The organism is uncultured Sphingomonas sp., from assembly GCF_964250165.1.
Classification (GTDB): Bacteria; Pseudomonadota; Alphaproteobacteria; order Sphingomonadales; family Sphingomonadaceae; genus Sphingomonas.
Genome location: NZ_CAXUEK010000057.1, coordinates 1 through 17,601 on the forward strand (window position 1 = coordinate 1; position 17,601 = coordinate 17,601).

General features: G+C 68.5%; 17 protein-coding genes and 2 pseudogenes. 10 read left to right on the forward strand and 9 right to left on the reverse strand.

Going from position 1 to position 17,601, the window contains the following annotated elements; all coding sequences use genetic code 11:
- The coding region (locus ACFE64_RS11430; protein ID WP_375392592.1) for an FAD-dependent monooxygenase at positions 1 to 589 on the reverse strand (589 nt) is incomplete at its 3' end.
- A gap of 71 nt (positions 590 to 660) precedes the next feature.
- On the opposite strand from ACFE64_RS11430, the gene ACFE64_RS11435 reads away from it, so the two are divergent.
- Both ACFE64_RS11435 and ACFE64_RS11440 read left to right on the forward strand, forming a co-directional pair.
- Entirely contained in the window at positions 661 to 1,266 is a 606-nt protein-coding gene (locus tag ACFE64_RS11435) for a VOC family protein (RefSeq protein ID WP_375392593.1), read from the forward strand.
- Entirely contained in the window at positions 1,263 to 1,532 is a 270-nt protein-coding gene (locus tag ACFE64_RS11440; RefSeq protein ID WP_375392594.1) for a hypothetical protein, read from the forward strand. Before ACFE64_RS11435 ends, ACFE64_RS11440 begins: the two co-directional genes overlap by 4 nt.
- On the opposite strand, the gene ACFE64_RS11445 is transcribed toward ACFE64_RS11440, so the two are convergent.
- The 4 genes from ACFE64_RS11445 to ACFE64_RS11460 all read right to left on the reverse strand — a co-directional run bounded on the left by ACFE64_RS11445 (position 1,525) and on the right by ACFE64_RS11460 (position 6,492).
- On the reverse strand, positions 1,525 to 2,235 hold the full coding sequence (locus ACFE64_RS11445) for a TetR/AcrR family transcriptional regulator (RefSeq protein ID WP_375392595.1): 711 nt from the start codon (positions 2,233 to 2,235) through the stop codon (positions 1,525 to 1,527). The two genes, ACFE64_RS11440 and ACFE64_RS11445, sit on opposite strands and share 8 nt — an antisense overlap.
- Positions 2,236 to 2,718: 483 nt before the next feature.
- Positions 2,719 to 3,129, reverse strand: a complete 411-nt coding sequence (locus tag ACFE64_RS11450) for a hypothetical protein (RefSeq protein WP_375392596.1) — start codon at positions 3,127 to 3,129, stop codon at positions 2,719 to 2,721.
- Between the two features lie 427 nt (positions 3,130 to 3,556).
- Positions 3,557 to 4,792 (reverse strand): hypothetical protein, encoded by a 1,236-nt coding sequence (locus tag ACFE64_RS11455; protein ID WP_375392597.1) that lies wholly within the window; start codon positions 4,790 to 4,792, stop codon positions 3,557 to 3,559.
- Positions 4,789 to 6,492 carry an AMP-binding protein gene (locus ACFE64_RS11460; RefSeq protein WP_375392598.1) on the reverse strand — a complete coding sequence of 568 codons (1,704 nt, stop codon included), beginning with the start codon at positions 6,490 to 6,492 and terminating at the stop codon, positions 4,789 to 4,791. Before ACFE64_RS11460 ends, ACFE64_RS11455 begins: the two co-directional genes overlap by 4 nt.
- Positions 6,493 to 6,681: 189 nt before the next feature.
- Between ACFE64_RS11460 and ACFE64_RS11465 the strand changes: the two genes are divergently transcribed.
- Positions 6,682 to 7,716 carry a uroporphyrinogen decarboxylase family protein gene (locus tag ACFE64_RS11465; RefSeq protein ID WP_375392599.1) on the forward strand — a complete coding sequence of 345 codons (1,035 nt, stop codon included), beginning with the start codon at positions 6,682 to 6,684 and terminating at the stop codon, positions 7,714 to 7,716.
- A 264-nt stretch (positions 7,717 to 7,980) separates the two neighbouring features.
- Here ACFE64_RS11465 and ACFE64_RS11470 read toward each other — a convergent pair.
- A pseudogene (locus ACFE64_RS11470) lies at positions 7,981 to 8,565 on the reverse strand (transposase); the annotation flags it as partial.
- A gap of 398 nt (positions 8,566 to 8,963) precedes the next feature.
- Here ACFE64_RS11470 and ACFE64_RS11475 point away from each other — a divergent pair.
- The 5 genes and pseudogenes from ACFE64_RS11475 to ACFE64_RS11495 form a co-directional block, all read left to right on the forward strand.
- Positions 8,964 to 9,194: pseudogene (locus ACFE64_RS11475) on the forward strand (DCC1-like thiol-disulfide oxidoreductase family protein); the annotation flags it as partial.
- 17 nt (positions 9,195 to 9,211) lie between these two features.
- Positions 9,212 to 9,706 carry a DUF427 domain-containing protein gene (locus ACFE64_RS11480; protein ID WP_375392600.1) on the forward strand — a complete coding sequence of 165 codons (495 nt, stop codon included), beginning with the start codon at positions 9,212 to 9,214 and terminating at the stop codon, positions 9,704 to 9,706.
- Between the two features lie 78 nt (positions 9,707 to 9,784).
- Positions 9,785 to 10,408, forward strand: a complete 624-nt coding sequence (locus ACFE64_RS11485; RefSeq protein WP_375392608.1) for a PAS domain-containing protein — start codon at positions 9,785 to 9,787, stop codon at positions 10,406 to 10,408.
- A gap of 225 nt (positions 10,409 to 10,633) precedes the next feature.
- A complete protein-coding gene (locus ACFE64_RS11490) occupies positions 10,634 to 11,401 on the forward strand; it encodes a bacteriorhodopsin-like (protein WP_375392601.1) in 768 nt (255 codons plus the stop codon).
- 13 nt (positions 11,402 to 11,414) lie between these two features.
- Entirely contained in the window at positions 11,415 to 12,311 is an 897-nt protein-coding gene (locus tag ACFE64_RS11495; RefSeq protein ID WP_375392602.1) for a beta-carotene 15,15'-dioxygenase, Brp/Blh family, read from the forward strand.
- Here the strand turns inward: ACFE64_RS11495 and ACFE64_RS11500 are convergent.
- From ACFE64_RS11500 to ACFE64_RS11510, 3 genes are all read right to left on the reverse strand, one after another.
- Positions 12,303 to 13,229: an NAD(P)/FAD-dependent oxidoreductase gene (locus tag ACFE64_RS11500; RefSeq protein ID WP_375392603.1), complete on the reverse strand. Its 927-nt coding sequence runs from the start codon at positions 13,227 to 13,229 to the stop codon at positions 12,303 to 12,305. The genes ACFE64_RS11495 and ACFE64_RS11500 overlap by 9 nt on opposite strands.
- A 75-nt stretch (positions 13,230 to 13,304) precedes the next feature.
- A complete protein-coding gene (locus ACFE64_RS11505; RefSeq protein ID WP_375392604.1) occupies positions 13,305 to 13,730 on the reverse strand; it encodes a fasciclin domain-containing protein in 426 nt (141 codons plus the stop codon).
- A gap of 141 nt (positions 13,731 to 13,871) precedes the next feature.
- Positions 13,872 to 15,194 (reverse strand): MFS transporter, encoded by a 1,323-nt coding sequence (locus ACFE64_RS11510; protein ID WP_375392605.1) that lies wholly within the window; start codon positions 15,192 to 15,194, stop codon positions 13,872 to 13,874.
- Positions 15,195 to 15,307: 113 nt separating this feature from the next.
- On the opposite strand from ACFE64_RS11510, the gene cyoA reads away from it, so the two are divergent.
- Complete coding sequence (gene cyoA, locus ACFE64_RS11515; protein ID WP_375392606.1) at positions 15,308 to 16,390, forward strand: ubiquinol oxidase subunit II; 1,083 nt, start codon at positions 15,308 to 15,310, stop codon at positions 16,388 to 16,390.
- 1 nt (position 16,391) lies between these two features.
- On the forward strand, positions 16,392 to 17,601 hold a 1,210-nt coding region (locus ACFE64_RS11520), incomplete at its 3' end, for a cbb3-type cytochrome c oxidase subunit I (RefSeq protein ID WP_375392607.1).

Sequence of the window (17,601 nt, forward strand, 5' to 3'; positions counted from 1 at the left end):
GCGCGATGAAGGTGCCGTGCGGCGTCGACTGGAAGATCAGCCCGACCGAGTCGAGACGCTTGGGCGTCGCATACCAGACCCATTTGTTGCGCCGCGCCTCCTTCGTCGCCTGGAAATGATCGTTGAGCGCGGCGCGGACGGCGCTGTTCACGCCATCGGCGCCGACGATCAGGTCATAGTCGCTCAGCGCCGCCGGATCGCTCACCCGCCGTTCGAACTCGATCGACACCCCGGCGTCGAGCGCGTTGCGCTGCATCGCCTGCAGCAGGCGGACGCGGCTGATGCCCATGAAGCCGTTGCCCTTGAGCGCTATGGCCTCGCCCTTGTGGACGATCGTGATGCGGTCCTGGAACTCGGCGATGGCGCCGATCGCGGCCTTCAGCCCCGGATCGACCGCGGCGAGGATGTCGAGCGCCACATCGGCGAGCACCACGCCGAAGCCGTAGGTCGCGTCCGGCGGGTTCTGCTCGAATACGTCGATCCGGTGCGCGGGCGCCGCCTGCTTCGCGAGCTTGGCGAACAGCAGTCCGGCCGGTCCGCCCCCAACCACCGCGATCCGCATTTCCGCCCCGCCTTCCCCGTTCGTCATATCAGTCGATAATTTGACACAGGCGTGGTTTTTTGGCAAGCGGCGGTTTGCGAGCGACCGGAGACCCGATCATGCCCGACGTTGGTGCCCCCCTCACGCTGAACGGTGTCGATCACACGGCACGACCGACGTGGAAGCTGCGCGAGACGGTCGAGTTCTACCGCGACACGCTCGGGCTTCCCCTCGTCCACGCCATCACCGCCAAGGGCTGGGGGCGCGAGAAGGAGGAGCATGCCGACTTCATCCATTTCTTCTTCGACGCGGGCAACGGCAGCACGATCGCCTTCTTCCACTATATCGGCACGACCCAGCCGCCCGAGTTCGAGATCCCCCGGGGCTACATGGCAATGGCGAACCATACCGCCTGGAGCGTCGAGACCGAGGAGGAGCTGCTCGCCTGGCAGGCAAGGCTGCAGGCCGCCGGCGTGAACGTCAGCCAGTCGATCAGGCACGAGATCCTGGAATCGGTGTATTTCCGCGATCCGAACTTCTATCCGCTGGAGATCACGCGGCCGTTGCGCGCCGTGGAGCGGATCGACGGCATCGACGCCGAACTGACCATCGCCGCCGCGCTCGAACTGACCGAGGCGGGCGACTGGACGACGATCGAACAGCTCTGGCGGGTCAAGGCCGAGCACGTCGCCCAGCATCAGCGCGAGCACGCCCTGGTGGCATGAGCGGGTTCTACGTTCTCGACGTGCCCGAGTTCGCCCCCGTCGTCGCCGCCGCGGGAGCGCTCGATCGGTGCCGGGTGCACCAGCCTCGCGCAGGGTACATCTTCGTCGAATTCGACGGCGAAATCGAGCTCACGCGAGAAGCGACCGGGCTCGGCGCGGCGGTCTGGTTCGGTTGCCTGACGGGTGGGCTGGACGGCAAGATCGTCAGGTTCGACGCCAACCGCATCCGGCTCGCCCCGACGAACGAGCCCGTACTGCCTATCTGACCTGCGTCGTCTCCGACATCGCCTCGATCAGCGCCAGGTTGCCGCGGATTTCGCCTGCCAGGCTGGCGATCGTCGCCCCGTCCTTCATCGGCCCGGTGCGATGAAGCAGCGCGCGCGCATTGTCCGCGACCATCTCCGCGACCGTATCGAGCACCGGTCCGTGCCCCGGCTGGAACCACCACGCGGTCCACATCGCCATGCCGATGATCGACAGGGCGGTGACGCGGCTGTCGACGGCGCGCGCCTCGCCGGCGAGGACCGCCGCGTCCACCAGCCCGATCAGCTCGTTGAGGATCTGGCGTTTCGCCGCGGCATGGACCTTGGCGATCGCGGGCGGCAGCTCAGCCTCGCTGCGATCCATCAGGCGGAAATGCGTCCGGGCGTCCGCGACCCAGAGCACGAGGCGGCGGACCACCTCGCGGATCGCCGCCGTGGGCGCCAGCCCCTGTTCACCCACTTCGCGCAGCATGGTCGCGATCGGCAGCGTCGCACCGCGGATCAACTCCGCCAGCAACGCTTCCTTGTTGGGGTAATAATAATAGATCGACGACCGGCTGAGCCCGACGGCATCCGCGACGTCCTTCAGGCTCGTCGCCGCAAACCCGCGGGCGGCGAACAACGCGGCGGCCTTGTCGAGCACGTCTCCCGCCAGCAGTTCGCGGCGCGCACTGGTCGACGGCTCGACCGCTAACGCACGTCCCACCGGGGACGGCCCTGCGGCGGCCGCCCGCCTTCGCTTGCCCACGCCTGTCGCGACCATGTCATCCGCCACCCTGCATGAAGGCGTTCCTTATGCGCCGACCGGCGCCCCGCACAAGGCACCCGCCCTCCCCCGGGGCGCGAGCGATGCTCGCCTACCGGCAGCGTTGTCGGGCGAACGCATGATCGACACGCCAGATTTGCCGGAGGACGGGAAGGGCTTCGCGATCGGCGGGATCACCTCCTGGAGGCGCTGCGTCACGAGGAGGCGATCGACTGGACCTTCTTCTCCCCGGCCCCGTCATCTTCGCGGGCCGCGGCGCGGCCCGTTCCGGTTGAGCGGTGACCAGCTGGTCACCGACGCGGCTGGCGACAGCCGGATCGGCTTCGCGGATTACGCCATCGCCATGGTCGATGAGGTGAGACAGCGGCGCCACGCCGGGCGCGCTTCACGATCGATTATTGAACCGATCGGGCAGGTTCGCCCTCACCCGGTGGCGAGGGCGCTCGCCGTTTCATCGAACAACCATGCTATTGCCTCTTCTTCCGTCAGGAAGAACGCCGTTCCGCCCCGGCCGGCAACACGCCTGGCCTGCAACATCTCCAGCGACGACCCCGACACGAGCATGGCGATCCCACGCGACAGCGAACCAAAATGGATGACATATTGCGCCATGATGGCCTGGAGCCGCTCGGTGATGTCGCGCGACTGCACGCCTGCGTAGCGGATATCGGACAGGAACCGGCAATCGCCCTTCGCGGGCATGCGATCGAACGCTGCCGCCATGTCCCGCTCAAAACGGTCGACGGTGGCGTGATCCATATGACCGGAGAAATTGAGGCGCATGAAGTTCTTTCGGGGGTCGCTATCGATCGAATAGGACGGCTTGGACGACATCTCAGGCACTCCCGGGCGGCTGACGCGGCGCTGTCTTGCAGCTCGGTGTCGTCGTAGGACCTAACCGCAAAGGAATTGCTAATATCCGGCAGGGCACGCGAGAGGACACGATCGTTGCGGCAAGCTTCCGCGCGCCGGGATCGTCAGATCGTCTGTCCGCCCGATACCTCGATGCGCTGGGCGTTGACCCAGCGGTGGCGACGTCGCTGGCCCCGCTCCAGATCCCGAAACAACTGCGGCTGATTGGGCCCGGCACCTGATGCGCGCGGACGGCGTCGCGATCGGCAGTGCCGCCATGCCGTCGGTTACGAAAGGATACCCCATTTCACGCGCGATTATGGCCGGATGTTCGGGCTACCGCCGGGCCGCGACATGCGCGCGGCGAAGCAGCGTGCAGCGGCGGCGGCGTAGGCCAACCATCGCTCCCCTACGCCCGCGCGAACCGCTTCTCCAGCCAGTCCCGGATGGCCTGTCCGGCCTGCGACCGGCCCGGCGGCTCGCCCTCCGCCAGCGGCTGGCCGTGATGGTCGCCACGGAAGCGGTGGCGGGTGCGATCGGTCGAGGGGATCGCGGCGAAGATGCGCTCGACGTCCGCCGGGAACACCACCTGGTCACCGCTATATTCGATCAGCAGCGTCGGTTGCTCGATCGCGCCGGCCGTCTCGAACAGGTTAGCGCGCGAGGTCAGGCCGGACCAGGTCGACAGCCAGGCCTCCGGCGTGCAGAACCGTGCGAAGCCGACGACCCCGAAATTGGTGGCGTACGGGTCGCGGCTCCAGATCGAGCCGACCGCGCGGTCGGACGGGTCAAGCGACAGGTCCCAGCAGCGCAGGTCGGCGTCGGTGCGCCAGATCGTCATCGCGGTGGTATGGGCGCCGCGGATGCGATCCGCGCGATCGCCGCTTTGCTTGCCGCGCGCGCGCGCCGCGAGCCGCTCGGCAACGAGCGAGCGCGCGGTCTCGTCGAGCCGCGCGACGCGCGCGCGCTGGGCCTCGCGGAAGCGCTCGACGAACGGCGCGGCGTAATGCGCGCCGCCGGGAGCATAGCCGTTGGCCGGATCGAGGAAGTCGAGGTCCGGGTCGATGCCGAGCGGATCCTGCTCGTCGGTTACCGAGGGGTCGATGCAGTTCATCAGCACCACGCCCTGCCCCGGATGCGGCGACACGAGCACGATGCCGTCGGCCTGCGGCATCGCCAGTTCGCGAAGACCGGTGGCGCGGCCGCCCGGCGTCCGCTCAATGCGGCCCGCGGGCGCGAGCAGCGACTGCTGGTTGTAGAAGCCGTACAGGCTCGCGCCGCCTGAATTGCCGATCAGCACGATCCTGCCGAATCGCTCCTTCAGGAACGACAGCCCCGCCGCCACGTCGAGCAAGGTAATCTCGTGTTCGAGCCGCATGTCCGATCCGACCGCGCGCGACGTCTGGGTGAACACCGCATAGCCGGCGGCGAGCAGCTCGGGCACCAGGTAATGCGTCGCCAGGAACTCGCGCGGATGCATGATGCACGCGACGACGTCCGACGGCCCGGCGGTATAGAGGAAGCCGTTGACCGCGGCGCCATCCGCGGTCCGGAGCGGATGCACGGTGACCGCGGCGCCGTCGGGCAGCCCCCCCATCGTCCAGCCGGCGTTGCGGAAGCCCGCCGTCGCCTCCTGCTCCTTCATGCCGTCTGCCTGGTCTCGGCCGCGATCGCCGCCGCGACCATCTCGCGCAGCATCGCCTTGTCGGCCTTGCCCACCCTGGTCAGCGGAAAGGCGTCGATCGCCTCGACGCGCTCGGGCAATTTGTACTTGGCGATGCCGAGCCCGAGCAGGAATTCGCCGAGCGACGCGACCGTCACGCAATCGCATCCCGCCTGCGGGATGACGTAGGCGCAGACCTTCTCGCCATAGATGGGATCGGGCATCGCGACGACGCGGACGTCGGCGACGTCCGGGTGGCGCGCCACCAGCGCTTCGATCTCCTCGGCGCCGATCTTTTCGCCGCCGCGGTTGATGTTGTCCTTGATCCGCCCTTCGAACGAATAGCAGACCGTGCCGTCGATATCATGCGCGCGCATCAGGTCGCCCGATCGCATGAACCCCGACGCGGTGAAGCTCGCCGCGGTCGCCTCCTCGTCGCCGACATAGCCGGTCAGCGTGCTCGGCCCCCGAAAGCACAGCTCGCCGATGTCGCCGAACGCGACCTCCGCCTCCTCGCCCGGCACCAGCAGCCGTACCTCGTCGCCGGGCGAGATCGGATAGCCGATCGTACGATGCCGGATCGCGGGCGGATCATGCGGCGATGACGCGAAAACCATTCCCTCGGTCATCCCGAACATCTGCCCGACCGGCAGACCGACATGCCGCTCCACGGCTTCCGCGCTGGCGAGCGCGAAGAACTGCCTGAGCGAGCCGATATCGTGACGGTGGAGGTCGTCGATCTCCAGCAGCTTGGCCGCGACGGGACCGATGCTGCCGGTGAAGGTGACGCGGTGGCGGGCGATCAGCTCCAGCATCTCGCGCATGTCGAGCCGCGATTGCAGCACGAGCGTCCGGCGGTCGAGCGTCACCGGCAGCACCGCGAACATCGTCCCCGCATTGTGCACCAGCGGCAGCCCCCACAAGGTGACGTCCGCATCCGTCAGGTCGTAGCGCTGCGACAGGTGCCGCACCGCGCCGAGATACTCGCCGTGCATGCGCGGGATGATCTTGGGCAGGCTGGTCGATCCGCCCGACAATTGGAAGACCGCGACGTCCAGCGCGTTCGGCGCGACATCGCCGGTGCGCACCCGTGCTTCCTCGATCGGATAGGCCTGCGCCGCTGCCGCCAGCGACACGCAACCGTCGCGCTCGCCGCGCACCACGACGACGTGCTCCAGCGCCGTGCACGAGGCGGCGAGCTGCTGCGCGAAGCCGACCTGATCGAACGACGGATTGCAATCCGCCTGCACGAAGATCGCGCGCGCATCGGTCGCCTGCGCGAAATGCTCCATCTCCAGGCTGCGATATTGCGGCAGCGTGCAGACCGGCACGACGCCCGCCTTCATGCAGCCGTAGAAAGCGGTGAAATACTCCCGCGTCGTGCCGAGCTGGAACAGCACGCGGTCGCCCGGATGCAACCCCAGGTCGAGCAGCGCCGCCGCAACGGATTCGGTGTCGGCGTCGAGCCGGGCATAGGTCGTGACGCCGTCGCGATCGACCACGGCGACGGTGTCCGGCCGCTCGCGCGCGGCCTGTCGCAGCGTCTCACCGATCGTCAGGTCGAGCCAGTTGCCGTCGGCGAGCTGCCGCCGCGCCTCGGCGATCGGGCGATAGCGGACGGCATCGATGGAATAGCGCGGCCCGGCAGCGTCGCCAATCATCTCCGACCGACCCTGCATCATTCCTCGCCCGATCGTTGCGCGGCCAAACCGTCCACCATATCGTCTGATTTTTCACGTAAACGTCGAGAGCGTCAAGTTGCCATCGCGCTTGTAAAGTGTGTTCGACGCCCATACCGAGCGGTCGACGCTCACGTCGAGCCGATCGCGGACAGCCGCAAGCGCCCGACGAGGTCATGAAGGGGAGAGGTCGTGAACACACTTCTGCCGACCACGCTGGTCGGTTCCTATGCCATGCCGGAATGGCTGATCGACCGCGCGCGGCTGGCGGATCGATTTCCGCCGCGGGTCCGGGCGCAGGAGCTGTGGCGGGTGCCCGCCGACCGGCTGGAAGAGGCGCAGGACGACGCCACCCTGATGGCGATCCACGAGCAAGAACGCGCCGGGCTCGACATCATCACCGACGGCGAGATGCGGCGCGAAAGCTATTCGAACCGCTTCGCCACCGCGCTCGAAGGCGTCGACCTGGACAATCACGGCACCGCGCTCGATCGCAGCGGCCACCCCAATCCCGTCCCGCGCGTCGTCGGCCGCATCCGCCGCACGCATCCGGTGCAGGTCCGCGACATCGAGTTCCTGCGTCGGCACACGGAGAAGCCGATCAAGATCACCGTGCCCGGCCCGTTCACGATGGCGCAGCAGGCGCAGAACGACTTCTATCCGACCACGCGCGAGATGGCGCTCGACTATGCCGCCGCGGTCAACGAGGAAATCCGCGACCTGTTCGCCGCCGGGGCCGATATCGTGCAGATCGACGAGCCCTATATGCAGGCCCGGCCGCAGCAGGCGCGCGAGTTCGGGGTGGAGGTGGTCGACCGCGCGCTGGACGGGATAACCGGCGAGACCGCGCTCCACATCTGCTTCGGCTATGCCGCGATCATCCACGGCGACCGGCCGAAGGGTTATGATTTCCTGCCCGAGCTCGCGGCGTGCGCGGTCCATCAGGTCTCGGTCGAGACCGCGCAGCCGCGGCTCGACCCCGCCGAGCTCGCGCCGCTGCGCGACAAGCGGATCATGGTCGGGGTCATCGACCTCAACGATCCGGCGGTCGAGACGCCCGAGGTCGTCGCCGACCGCATCCGCCGCGCGATGACGCAGGTGCCGGTCGAGCGGATCGTCGTCGCCCCCGATTGCGGCCTGAAATACCTGCCGCGCGAGCGGGCGTTCGGCAAGATGAAGGCCATGGTGGACGGCGCCGTCATCGTCCGCGCCGAGGCCGCCCGCTGACTGGAGGGCGCGCTCGGCCGCGCGCCGGCGCCAATGGGGCTTCCGGTCACCGGAAGTGGTGCCCCATGCACCACCCGATCGGGCACTTAGAACGTTGAACGATTTTCGTCGAACACCGCTCATAAGCTGTGTTCCGGGGTTGCAGGTCGAAATCGGGGACCCGGTTCGACCTTGATCGGTCCTCCGGGACTGCAAAGGTGGTTGCGGGAGCCCGCTTCGACCTTTGTCGCACACGCGTGCTCCTTCCGCAGTCCGCACGTCCCGCCGTACGGTCCGCAGCTCGGATGCCTCGCCCTCCTGCCGGTCGGCAGTGTCGAGCATGCCGAGGTATCGCACGATGCTGGCGTCCACCTGCTCCCTCCGGCGCCGGATCGTGACGGGCGTGAAGTTGCGGTCGCGCGCGTTCACCGCCCGCAACCGGCTGCCGTCCACCGCCACCATGCCGCCGGCGATGAGCCCCAGCTTGCGGCACACGAGCACGAAGCGCCGACACGCCGCCGGGATGGCCGCACCGTGATCACGGCGGACGTCGGCGATCGTCTTGAAGTCCGGCGCCAGCTTGCCCGTCAGCCACATCAGCTCGATGTTGCGGCCCGCCTCCCGCTCCAACCGCCGGCTCGACTGCACCGGGTTCAGATAGCCGTAGACGTAGAGCTTGAGCAGGACCGCCCGATGATAGCCCGGCCGGCCCGTCGCCGCCGCACCGCCGAAGCCGAGTACCGCCAGGTCCAGCGCTTCGACGAATGCGTCGACCACCCGCACCAGGCTGTCATCACCCACATAATCGTCGATGCAGTCCGGCAGCAGCAGCCGCTGCCGCCGATCGCTACCCTCGATGAAACGACCCATCCGGCGCCTCCATCCGCGCCAGAACACTACAGATCAGCGCGTTTCCACACAGCCTCGGGCGAAAGCGGAACGACCGCTTACAAGCGACAAATGTCGTGAATGGCCGTCCAGTAAGGCTACTCGAAGGCCAGAACGCGTCGCCGAGCTGAATAAGGGGTGCTGCGGCTCGCACGCGCGCTGAAGGGCCGACCGCTAAGCAATATCTTTATGCCTCGACGGACTTTAGTTCGAACATGGCTCGCCATACTCTGCTTCTGTCCGGCAGGGTCTCGCCCGCCCCCCTTGCATGAAAGCGAGCCGATCCGCGCCGGACAGATGATCGCGCGAACAAATATAATGCATCAACAGCGTCCGCCGCGGCCAATGCACCGCATCTTCGGCCACCCTATCTGGTCGCCATGACCAGCTTGACCGTATGGCATGACGGCGACTGTCCGCTGTGCCGCGCCGAGATCGCGCTGATGCGGCGCCTCGATACGCGCGGCGCGATCCGCTTCCTCGACGCGACGCGAGCCGATGGCGAGAGCTGTCCGATCGACCGCCGCGCGCTGCTCGCGCGCTTCCATTCGAGCGAGGACGGCACGCTGCTGTCCGGGGCCGCCGCCTTTGCCGCCATGTGGCGGGCGATGCGGACGAGAGCCGGACGGTGAGGCCGCGTCCCGATCGCGTCGGGCCCGGCCAGGAGAGCGTGTGGGATTACCCGCGCCCCGCCATCGCGGGGCCGACGACCGCGGACATCGTGATCGAGCATCGGGGCGAGCTCATCGCGGACACCCGACGTGCCATCCGCACGCTGGAGACCAGCCATCCGCCGAGCTATTACCTTCCGCGCGCCGACATCGCGGCCGCCGTGCGGCGTCGCGCCGCCGCCAGCTCGTGGTGCCAATGGAAGGGCGTGGCGGCCCGTTGGGACGTGGTGGTCGGCGACACGGTGCTGCCGCGGATCGGCTGGAGCTGCGCCGATCCGCCCCCGGCCTTCCACGCGCTGCGCGACCATGTCGCCTTCTACGCCGCGCCGTTCGATCGGTGCAGCGTCGATGGCGAGACCGCGGTCCCGCAGCCGGGCGGCTTCTACGGCGGCTGGATCACGAGCGGGGTCGTCGGGCCGTTCAAGAGCGGTCCGGGCAGCCGCGGCTGGTAGCGCGCTGCGATCGCCCGATCGTGCCAAGTCGGGCGATCCCTGATAAGTGTGCCTCGGGTCGGAAACGCGGGGGGTGCGATGGCGACGGTGACGATGGACAGTTTCGGGTCGGACCGGCACCTGCGTCTGGTCGCCGACAGCCCGATTCCGTCCGTCATCAGCGATCCGCGCCGCCCCGACAATCCGATCGTCGCGTGCAATCCGCCGTTCTGCGCGCTGACCGGCTATCCACCGGACGAGGTGATCGGGCGTAACTGCCGCTTCCTGGCCGGTCCGGCGACGGAGCCGTGGCTGACCGAGGAGATCAAGCGCGGGGTGCGCGAGCATCGGCCGGTGCTGGTCGAGATCCTGAATTACAAGCGCAACGGCCAGCCGTTCCGCAACGCCGTGCTCGTCGCGCCGATCTATGACGACGCGGACGCGCTGCTTTATTTCCTGGGTTCGCAGGTGGAGATCGACGCCAGCGCGACGGCGCCGTCCAGCATGCGGCGCATCCGGGCCGCGGAGATGGTGAAGGCGCTGTCGCCGCGGCAGGGGCAGATCCTGAAGCTGGTGGCGGGCGGCCTTCTCAACAAGCAGATCGCGAGCAAGCTGGAACTCGCTGAAAAGACAGTGAAGATGCATCGCGCGATCCTGATGGAGCGGCTGCACCTGCGCACCACGACCGATCTGATCCGGCTGGCGGTCGAAGCCGGCCTTTGACCGTCGCGATACGGCCTAAGGTCCGTATCACCTTCACGTCGCCGCAACGGTTACTCTGAGCGTTGCCACAGCGGCGGCAAGCGTTACCCTCCCCTCCCAGGCGCGGGCCGACGCTGTGGCGACTGACTTTTGAGGAGCGTCGGCCGTCGCCAGGACGATGTTTGCTCGCCCCTCATCTGCCCGCCCGGCGCGACCGCGCCGGACATCGCCGTGACGGAGACCCCGATGGATATCGTGACCCCATTTCAATTCTCGCTGGTCTACAATGCGCTGTCCTTCACCTTCGCCACGATGGGCGCGGCGACGCTGTTCCTGTGGCTCAGCCGATCGCAGGTCGCGCCCGCCTATCGGACCGCGCTGACCATCTCCGGCCTGGTGACCGCGATCGCCGCCTACCATTATTTCCGCATCTTCGACAGCTGGACGGCGGCCTATCAGCTCAAGGACGGCCTGATCACCGCGACCGGCTTCGCATTCAACGATGCCTATCGCTATGTCGACTGGCTGCTGACCGTGCCGCTGCTGCTGATCGAGCTGGTGCTGGTCATGCGGCTGTCGGCGGAGGAGACGATGTCCAAGTCCATCCGGCTTGGCGCCGCGGCGGCGCTGATGATCGTGCTTGGCTATCCGGGGGAGATCGCGACAGACATCCCGACCCGCGCACTGTGGGGCACGCTGTCGTCCATCCCCTTCGTCTACATCGTCTACGAGCTGTTCAGCGGCCTCGGCCGATCGATCGCGCAACAGCCGGCGAACGCGCAGGGTCTGGTGCGCAAGGCGCGCCTGCTGACCTTCGCCTCCTGGGGTTTCTACCCGATCGTCTACATGGCGCCCTATGCCGGGCTGAAGGGCGGCACGGTCGTGACCACGATCCAGATCGGCTACACGATCGCCGACATCGTCGCCAAGGCGGGGCTGGGCATCCTCATCTTCCTGATCGCCGTCCGCAAGTCGGCGGCGGAGGATCCGGAGAACACGGCCATCACCGTGTGACCGGCCACCGCCGGTGAACCATGTCGTGACCGCGCGCCGCCATGCCCCGATCGGGCATGGCGGTCTCGTGCCGCCGGCCTTCTGGGCCGCGGCCGTGGCGCTGGTCATCGCCGTGTCGCTGCATCTGCCGCTGGATGGTCCGTTCTCGACTTTGGCCGCTGTCCTGATCCTCTTGGGCGGCGGCCTGCCGCACGGCGCGTTCGACATCGCGCTGCTGCGGCGCGCCATTGTCCTCGATCGTCGCGCGATGGCGCTGGTGGTGGGCGGTTACATCGCCGTCGCGCTGTTGATGGCGGTCATCTGGCTGAGCCTACCGCTGCTCGGGCTGATCCTCTTCCTCCTCATCGCGGCCGCGCATTTCGGCGAGGACTGGCTGATGCTGGAGGAGCCGCTGCTGCGAGCGGGCGCGGGGGGTGCCGTGATCGCCGCGCCGACGATCTGGCATCAGGACGCGGTGGCGACACTGTTCGTGGCGATCGGCGGGCCCGACGCGCGGACCGTGGCGCAGCTCGTCACCGCCGCCGCGCCGGTCGCCCTGCTCATCACCATGGTCGGGGTCGTCATCGCGTGGCGCCGCGGCAAGCGCGACTGGGCGGCCGCGATCACCGCCTGCCTGGCGCTGCTGCTGGTCCTGCCGCCGGTGGTCGGCTTCGCGCTGTTCTTCGTCTTCCTGCACTCGCCGTTGCACCTGGGCCGAACGCGCGCGGCATTGCGGGACCTGACGACGAGGCACTGGCTGGCGACCGGCGCGCTGCTGTCCGCCGCGGCGGTTGCGGGCTGGTGCGTCGTGCAGCGGATCGCGGGGCAGGCGTTAGGGGGTGACCTGACCGCGCAGGCATTCCGGCTGCTGGCGTGCGTCGCCGTGCCACACTTGCTCCTGTCACGGTGGACGGAGCGGCGGCTAGGATAAAGCGATCCGTTCGGCCAGCATGCGACCCGAGCGCCAGGCGCTCTCCACCCGCGGGCCGATCAGCCAGTCGCCCGCCGCGCCCAGCCGCAGCGCCGGGTTCCACAGCGCCCCCGCCGTCGCCGACGGCACCTTGGCGTAGCGCCAGCGGTGCCCGAGCCGGATCAGCGGGTCGGGCAGCGGACCGCCCGCCTGCTCGGCCAGCGCCGCCAGCAGCGCATCGACCGCGGCCTGCGCCTCGTCCTCCAGATGATCGCGCGACCAGTCGGGCGTGGCCTGCACCACCCAGGCCTCCGGCCCGCCGCGCCCGGGCTTGGCGCTGTTGCGCGCCGCCCAGCCGATGATGCTCACGTCGCGCAGCACGGCGGGCGCGATCGCCACCGGCGCCGCAAAGGCCAGCATCGCCGTCCAGCACGGGGCTGACACGCTGCTGCCGGCGATGCCCGCCATGGCCGGATCGTGGGCGGCCAGCAGCGGCGCGGCCTGCTCTGCAGGCACGGCAACGATCGCGGCGTCATGCGGTTCGGGCCGGTCGTCCAGGAACCAAGCGCCGTCGCGGCGCACCAGCGCCTCGACCCGGTCGCTCCAGCGCACCGGGTGCCGGGCGGCGAGGTCGCCCACCAGCGCGCTCATGCCGGGCACGCCGACCCAGGCGTCCGTTCCGGCGGCGGGCCAGCGCGCGGCCAGCCCGGCCTCAGCCCAGCGCCGCAGCTGGTCGGCAAAGGCGGGATCGCGCGCGGTGAGGTATTGCGCGCCGTGATCGAACGCGACCCGGCCTTCGCCGAGCGCCACCCGCCGGGTCGCCATGCGACCGCCGGGCTCGCGTCCCTTGTCGAACAGGACCAGTTGATGCCCCGCGTCGTGCAGCCGGTCGGCGCACGCGAGCCCCGCGATGCCGGCACCGACGATCGCGATCTTCATGCGGCCTCCCGTCCGATCGTGTGGCTTGGCCGCGACCGGGTGCGAGACCGCCTCCCGGTCGCGACCTTTCGCGACTTAGCCCTTGGGCAGCAGGACCGTGTCGATGACGTGGATCACGCCGTTGCTGCAGGCAATGTCGGGAGTGACGACCTTGGCGCCGTCCACGGTCACGCCGTTCGTGCCGTCGACATGGACGGTCGCGCCGCCCGCGGTCTGCGGGTCCATGACCTGACCGGCCACGTCCGCGGCCATGACCTTGCCCGGCAGCACGTGCAGCAGCAGGATCGCGGTCAGCTGGTCCTTGTTCTCGGGCTTGACGAGCTCGTCCACCGTGCCGGCCGGCAGGGCGGCGAACGCGTCGTCGGTCGGCGCGAACACCGTGAAGGGACCCGCACCCTTCAGCGTGTCCACCAGCCCCGCGGCACCGACCGCGGCGACCAGGGTGGAGAAGGAGCCCGCCGCAACGGCGGTATCGACGATGTCGTGTACGGTATCGGTCAAGGCATGTTCCTTGCGGGCAGCGGGGGGGGGCGCGTGATGGAGCGCTGGACGGACAGGGCTGCCCGGCCCGTCCTCACCGGCGGCCATCGATCCAGGCGCCTTGGCGCTCAATACGGGCTTTGGCCCACCTTGCAGCGCGGGTCAGGTCAGCCGCCGGCCCAGTTCCTTGTTGATGCCCAGCGCCACCAGCGTGCCGACCGCGCCCGAGAGCAGATAGCCGCCGGCCGCGAGCAGGCCGAACCGGCTGGCGAGCAGGAGCGCCACGAGCGGCGCGAACCCGGCCCCCACCAGCCAGGCGAGATCGGACGTCAGCGCCGCACCCGTGTAGCGGCGCGCGGTGGCGAAATTGGCGGCGACGGCACCCGAAGACTGGCCAAAGGCCAGGCCGAGCAGCACGAAGCCGATCACCATGAACGCGATCTCGCCCAACCCGCCGCCGTTCAGCAGCTGCGGCGCGAAGCCGCTGAATACCGCGATCGCCGCGGCGGAGGCGCCCAGCAGGTAACGCCGTCCGATCCGGTCCGCGATCAGCCCGGACGCGAGCACCGACACCAGCCCGACCGCGCCGCCGATCATCTCGATGCCCAGGAAGCGCGCGGCGCTGTCGCGCGTGAACAGGGTCACCCAGGAGAGCGGGAACACGGTCACCATGTGAAACAGCGCGAAGCTGGCCAGCGGGGCGAAGGCGCCGATCACGATGTTGCGCCAGTCGGAGCGCACCGTGTCGACGACGCGCGACGGCTCCAGCTCGCGCTGCTCGAACAGGGTGGTGTAGTCGGGCGTCGACACCATGCGCAGTCGGGCGAACAGCGCGACCACGTTGATCGCGAAGGCGACGAAGAAGGGGTAGCGCCAGCCCCAATCCAGGAAATCGACGGCCGACAAGGTGGTGAGGAAGAAGGCGAACAGCCCGCTCGCCACGATCAGCCCGAGCGGCGCACCGAGCTGCGGGATCATCGCATACCAGCCACGCCGGTGCGCCGGGGCGTTCAGCGCCAGGAGCGACGAGAGCCCGTCCCACTGACCGCCCAGCGCGATCCCCTGGCCGATGCGGAACAGCGCCAGCAGCACCGCCGACCAGGCGCCGATCGTCTCGTAACCCGGCAGGAACGCCACCGCCGCGGTCGAGCCGCCGAGCAGGAACAGGGCGATGGTCAGCTTGGTGCCGCGCCCCAGCGCCGCATCGACCCCCAGGAAGATCATCGACCCGATCGGGCGTGCGACAAAGGCCAGCGCGAAGATCGCGAACGAATAGAGCGTGCCCGTCAGGCGGTCCGCATACGGAAAGATCAGCGCCGGGAACACCAGCACCGAGGCGATCGCATAGACGAAGAAGTCGAAGAACTCCGACGTCCGCCCGATCACGACCCCGATCGCGATCTCGCCGGGCGCGATCGCGCCGTGGCGCGCATTGATGGCGCGCGCATCGCGTTCGGCCAGCTGCGAGGCGGTGACGACGGTCATGATCGTTTCCGAAGGCGAGGTCCCATGCCCGGTCATTGCCCGATCGTAGGGCGCGGGGACATTGGACAAAATGTCCAATGTTGCCGTGCGGCAGCGGCGCCTACCTCCCGCCCATGCCCGCTCGCCCGCCCCGCCCGCTGCTTGCCGCCGCGCTGCTGCCGCTGCTGCTCGGCGGCTGCGACATGGTGGTCATGCATCCGATGGGCGACGTCGCGCTGCAGCAGCGCAACCTGGTGATCTTCGCGCTGGCGCTGATGCTCTTGATCGTGGTGCCGGTAATCGCGCTCGTCGGGCTGTTCGCCTGGCGTTATCGCGCCACCAACCTTGCCGCGCGCTACGAGCCCGAATGGGATCATTCGACCCAGCTCGAGCTGGTGATCTGGTCCGCGCCGCTGCTGATCGTCATCGCGCTGGGGGCCGTCACCTGGACGGGGACGCACCTGCTCGATCCGTATCGCCCGATCGAGCGGCTCGCCGCGAGGCGTCCGGTCCCGGCGGGCACCCGGCCGCTCGAGGTGCAGGTGGTGGCACTCGATTGGAAGTGGCTGTTCATCTATCCCGAATACGGGATCGCGACCGTGAACGAGCTGGCGGCGCCGGTCGATCGGCCGATCCGTTTCCGGCTGACCTCGGCCAACGTGATGAACGCGTTCTACGTGCCGACGCTCGCTGGCATGATCTACGCCATGCCGTCGATGGAGACGAAGCTCCACGCGGTGATCAACCGGCCGGGGAACTATGCCGGGTTTTCCGCCAATTACAGCGGCGCGGGATTTTCCGGCATGCGGTTCCGCTTCCACGGGCTGGATCAGGCGGGGTTCGCCGCCTGGGTGGCGCGCAACCGGGCCGCCCCGCTGCCGCTGACGCGCGCCAATTACCTCAGGCTCGAACAGCCGAGCGAGAAGGTGCCGGTGATCCGCTTCGGCCGGATCGCGCCGGGGCTGTTCGACGCGGTGGTCAATCAGTGCGTGCGGCCGGGTGCCACCTGCATGCGCGACACTATGCGCCGCGACCCCGGCGACAGCGCCGCGATGACGCACATGCCGAACATGAGCTCGCCGCAGCGCCCGCGCGCGCAGTCGCCGCTCACCACCAGCGATGCCGGCGGCCCCCCGCCGCGCACGCCCGCCGACATCCGCCAGCGCGGTCCCGCCGCGCCCGACCAGTCGCGCACGCCGCATCAGAAGGCGCTTTGAGATGACCCAGCCGCTCTCCCCGCTCGCCGTCAGCCCGATCCTGGGCCGGTTCACGCTGGAATCGCTCCCGCTGCACGAGCCGATCGTGGTCGGCACGTTCGTGGTCGTCGCGCTCGGCGGGGCGGCGCTGCTCGGCGCGCTCACCTGGTTCAAGCGGTGGGGCTATCTGTGGACACAGTGGTTCACCAGCGTCGATCACAAGAAGATCGGGATCATGTACATGATCCTGGGGCTGGTCATGCTGCTGCGCGGCTTTTCCGACGCGATCATGATGCGGCTGCAGCAGGCGATGGCCTTCAACGGCTCCGAAGGCTATCTCAACGCGCACCATTACGATCAGGTATTCACCGCCCACGGCGTGATCATGATCTTCTTCGTCGCGATGCCGATCGTGACGGGGCTGATGAACTATGTCGTCCCGCTCCAGATCGGGGCGCGTGACGTATCCTTCCCGTTCCTCAACAACTTCAGCTTCTGGATGACGGCGGCTGGCGCGTCCATCGTCATGATGAGTCTGTTCGTCGGTGAGTTCGCGCAGACCGGCTGGCTCGCGATGCCGCCGCTGTCGGGCATCGCCGCCAGCCCGGGCGTGGGCGTCGATTATTACATCTGGGCGCTCCAGATCGCGGGCGTCGGCACGCTCCTGTCGGGGGTCAACCTGATCGCCACGATCGTGAAGATGCGCGCGCCCGGCATGAGCATGATGAAGATGCCGATCTTCTGCTGGACGGCGCTGTGCACCAACATCCTCATCGTCGCGGCCTTTCCCGTGTTGACCGCGGTGATGGGGCTGCTCAGCCTCGATCGCTACGCCGGCACCAATTTCTTCACGAACACGCTCGGCGGCAACCCGATGATGTACGTGAACCTGATCTGGATCTGGGGTCATCCGGAGGTGTACATCCTGATCCTGCCGATGTTTGGCGTGTTCAGCGAGGTGACGTCGACCTTCTCGGGCAAGCGGTTGTTCGGCTATACCTCGATGGTCTACGCGACGCTGGTCATCACGCTGCTCGCCTACCTCGTCTGGCTCCATCACTTCTTCACGATGGGGTCGGGGGCGAGCGTCAACGCGGCGTTCGGCATCGCGACGATGGTCATCTCGATCCCGACGGGCGCGAAGATCTTCAACTGGCTGTTCACGATGTATCGCGGCCGGATCCGGTTCGAGCTGCCGATGATGTGGACCGTGAGCTTCATGGTCACCTTCA

Coding starts and splice junctions, on each gene's coding strand:
- ACFE64_RS11435 (WP_375392593.1), top strand. CDS start 661: ATGCCCGACGTTGGTGCCCCCCTCACGCTGAACGGTGTCGATCACACG.
- ACFE64_RS11440 (WP_375392594.1), top strand. CDS start 1,263: ATGAGCGGGTTCTACGTTCTCGACGTGCCCGAGTTCGCCCCCGTCGTC.
- ACFE64_RS11450 (WP_375392596.1), bottom strand. CDS start 3,129: ATGTCGTCCAAGCCGTCCTATTCGATCGATAGCGACCCCCGAAAGAAC.
- ACFE64_RS11455 (WP_375392597.1), bottom strand. CDS start 4,792: ATGAAGGAGCAGGAGGCGACGGCGGGCTTCCGCAACGCCGGCTGGACG.
- ACFE64_RS11460 (WP_375392598.1), bottom strand. CDS start 6,492: ATGATGCAGGGTCGGTCGGAGATGATTGGCGACGCTGCCGGGCCGCGC.
- ACFE64_RS11485 (WP_375392608.1), top strand. CDS start 9,785: ATGGCGACGGTGACGATGGACAGTTTCGGGTCGGACCGGCACCTGCGT.
- ACFE64_RS11490 (WP_375392601.1), top strand. CDS start 10,634: ATGGATATCGTGACCCCATTTCAATTCTCGCTGGTCTACAATGCGCTG.
- ACFE64_RS11500 (WP_375392603.1), bottom strand. CDS start 13,229: ATGAAGATCGCGATCGTCGGTGCCGGCATCGCGGGGCTCGCGTGCGCC.
- ACFE64_RS11510 (WP_375392605.1), bottom strand. CDS start 15,194: ATGACCGTCGTCACCGCCTCGCAGCTGGCCGAACGCGATGCGCGCGCC.
- cyoA (WP_375392606.1), top strand. CDS start 15,308: ATGCCCGCTCGCCCGCCCCGCCCGCTGCTTGCCGCCGCGCTGCTGCCG.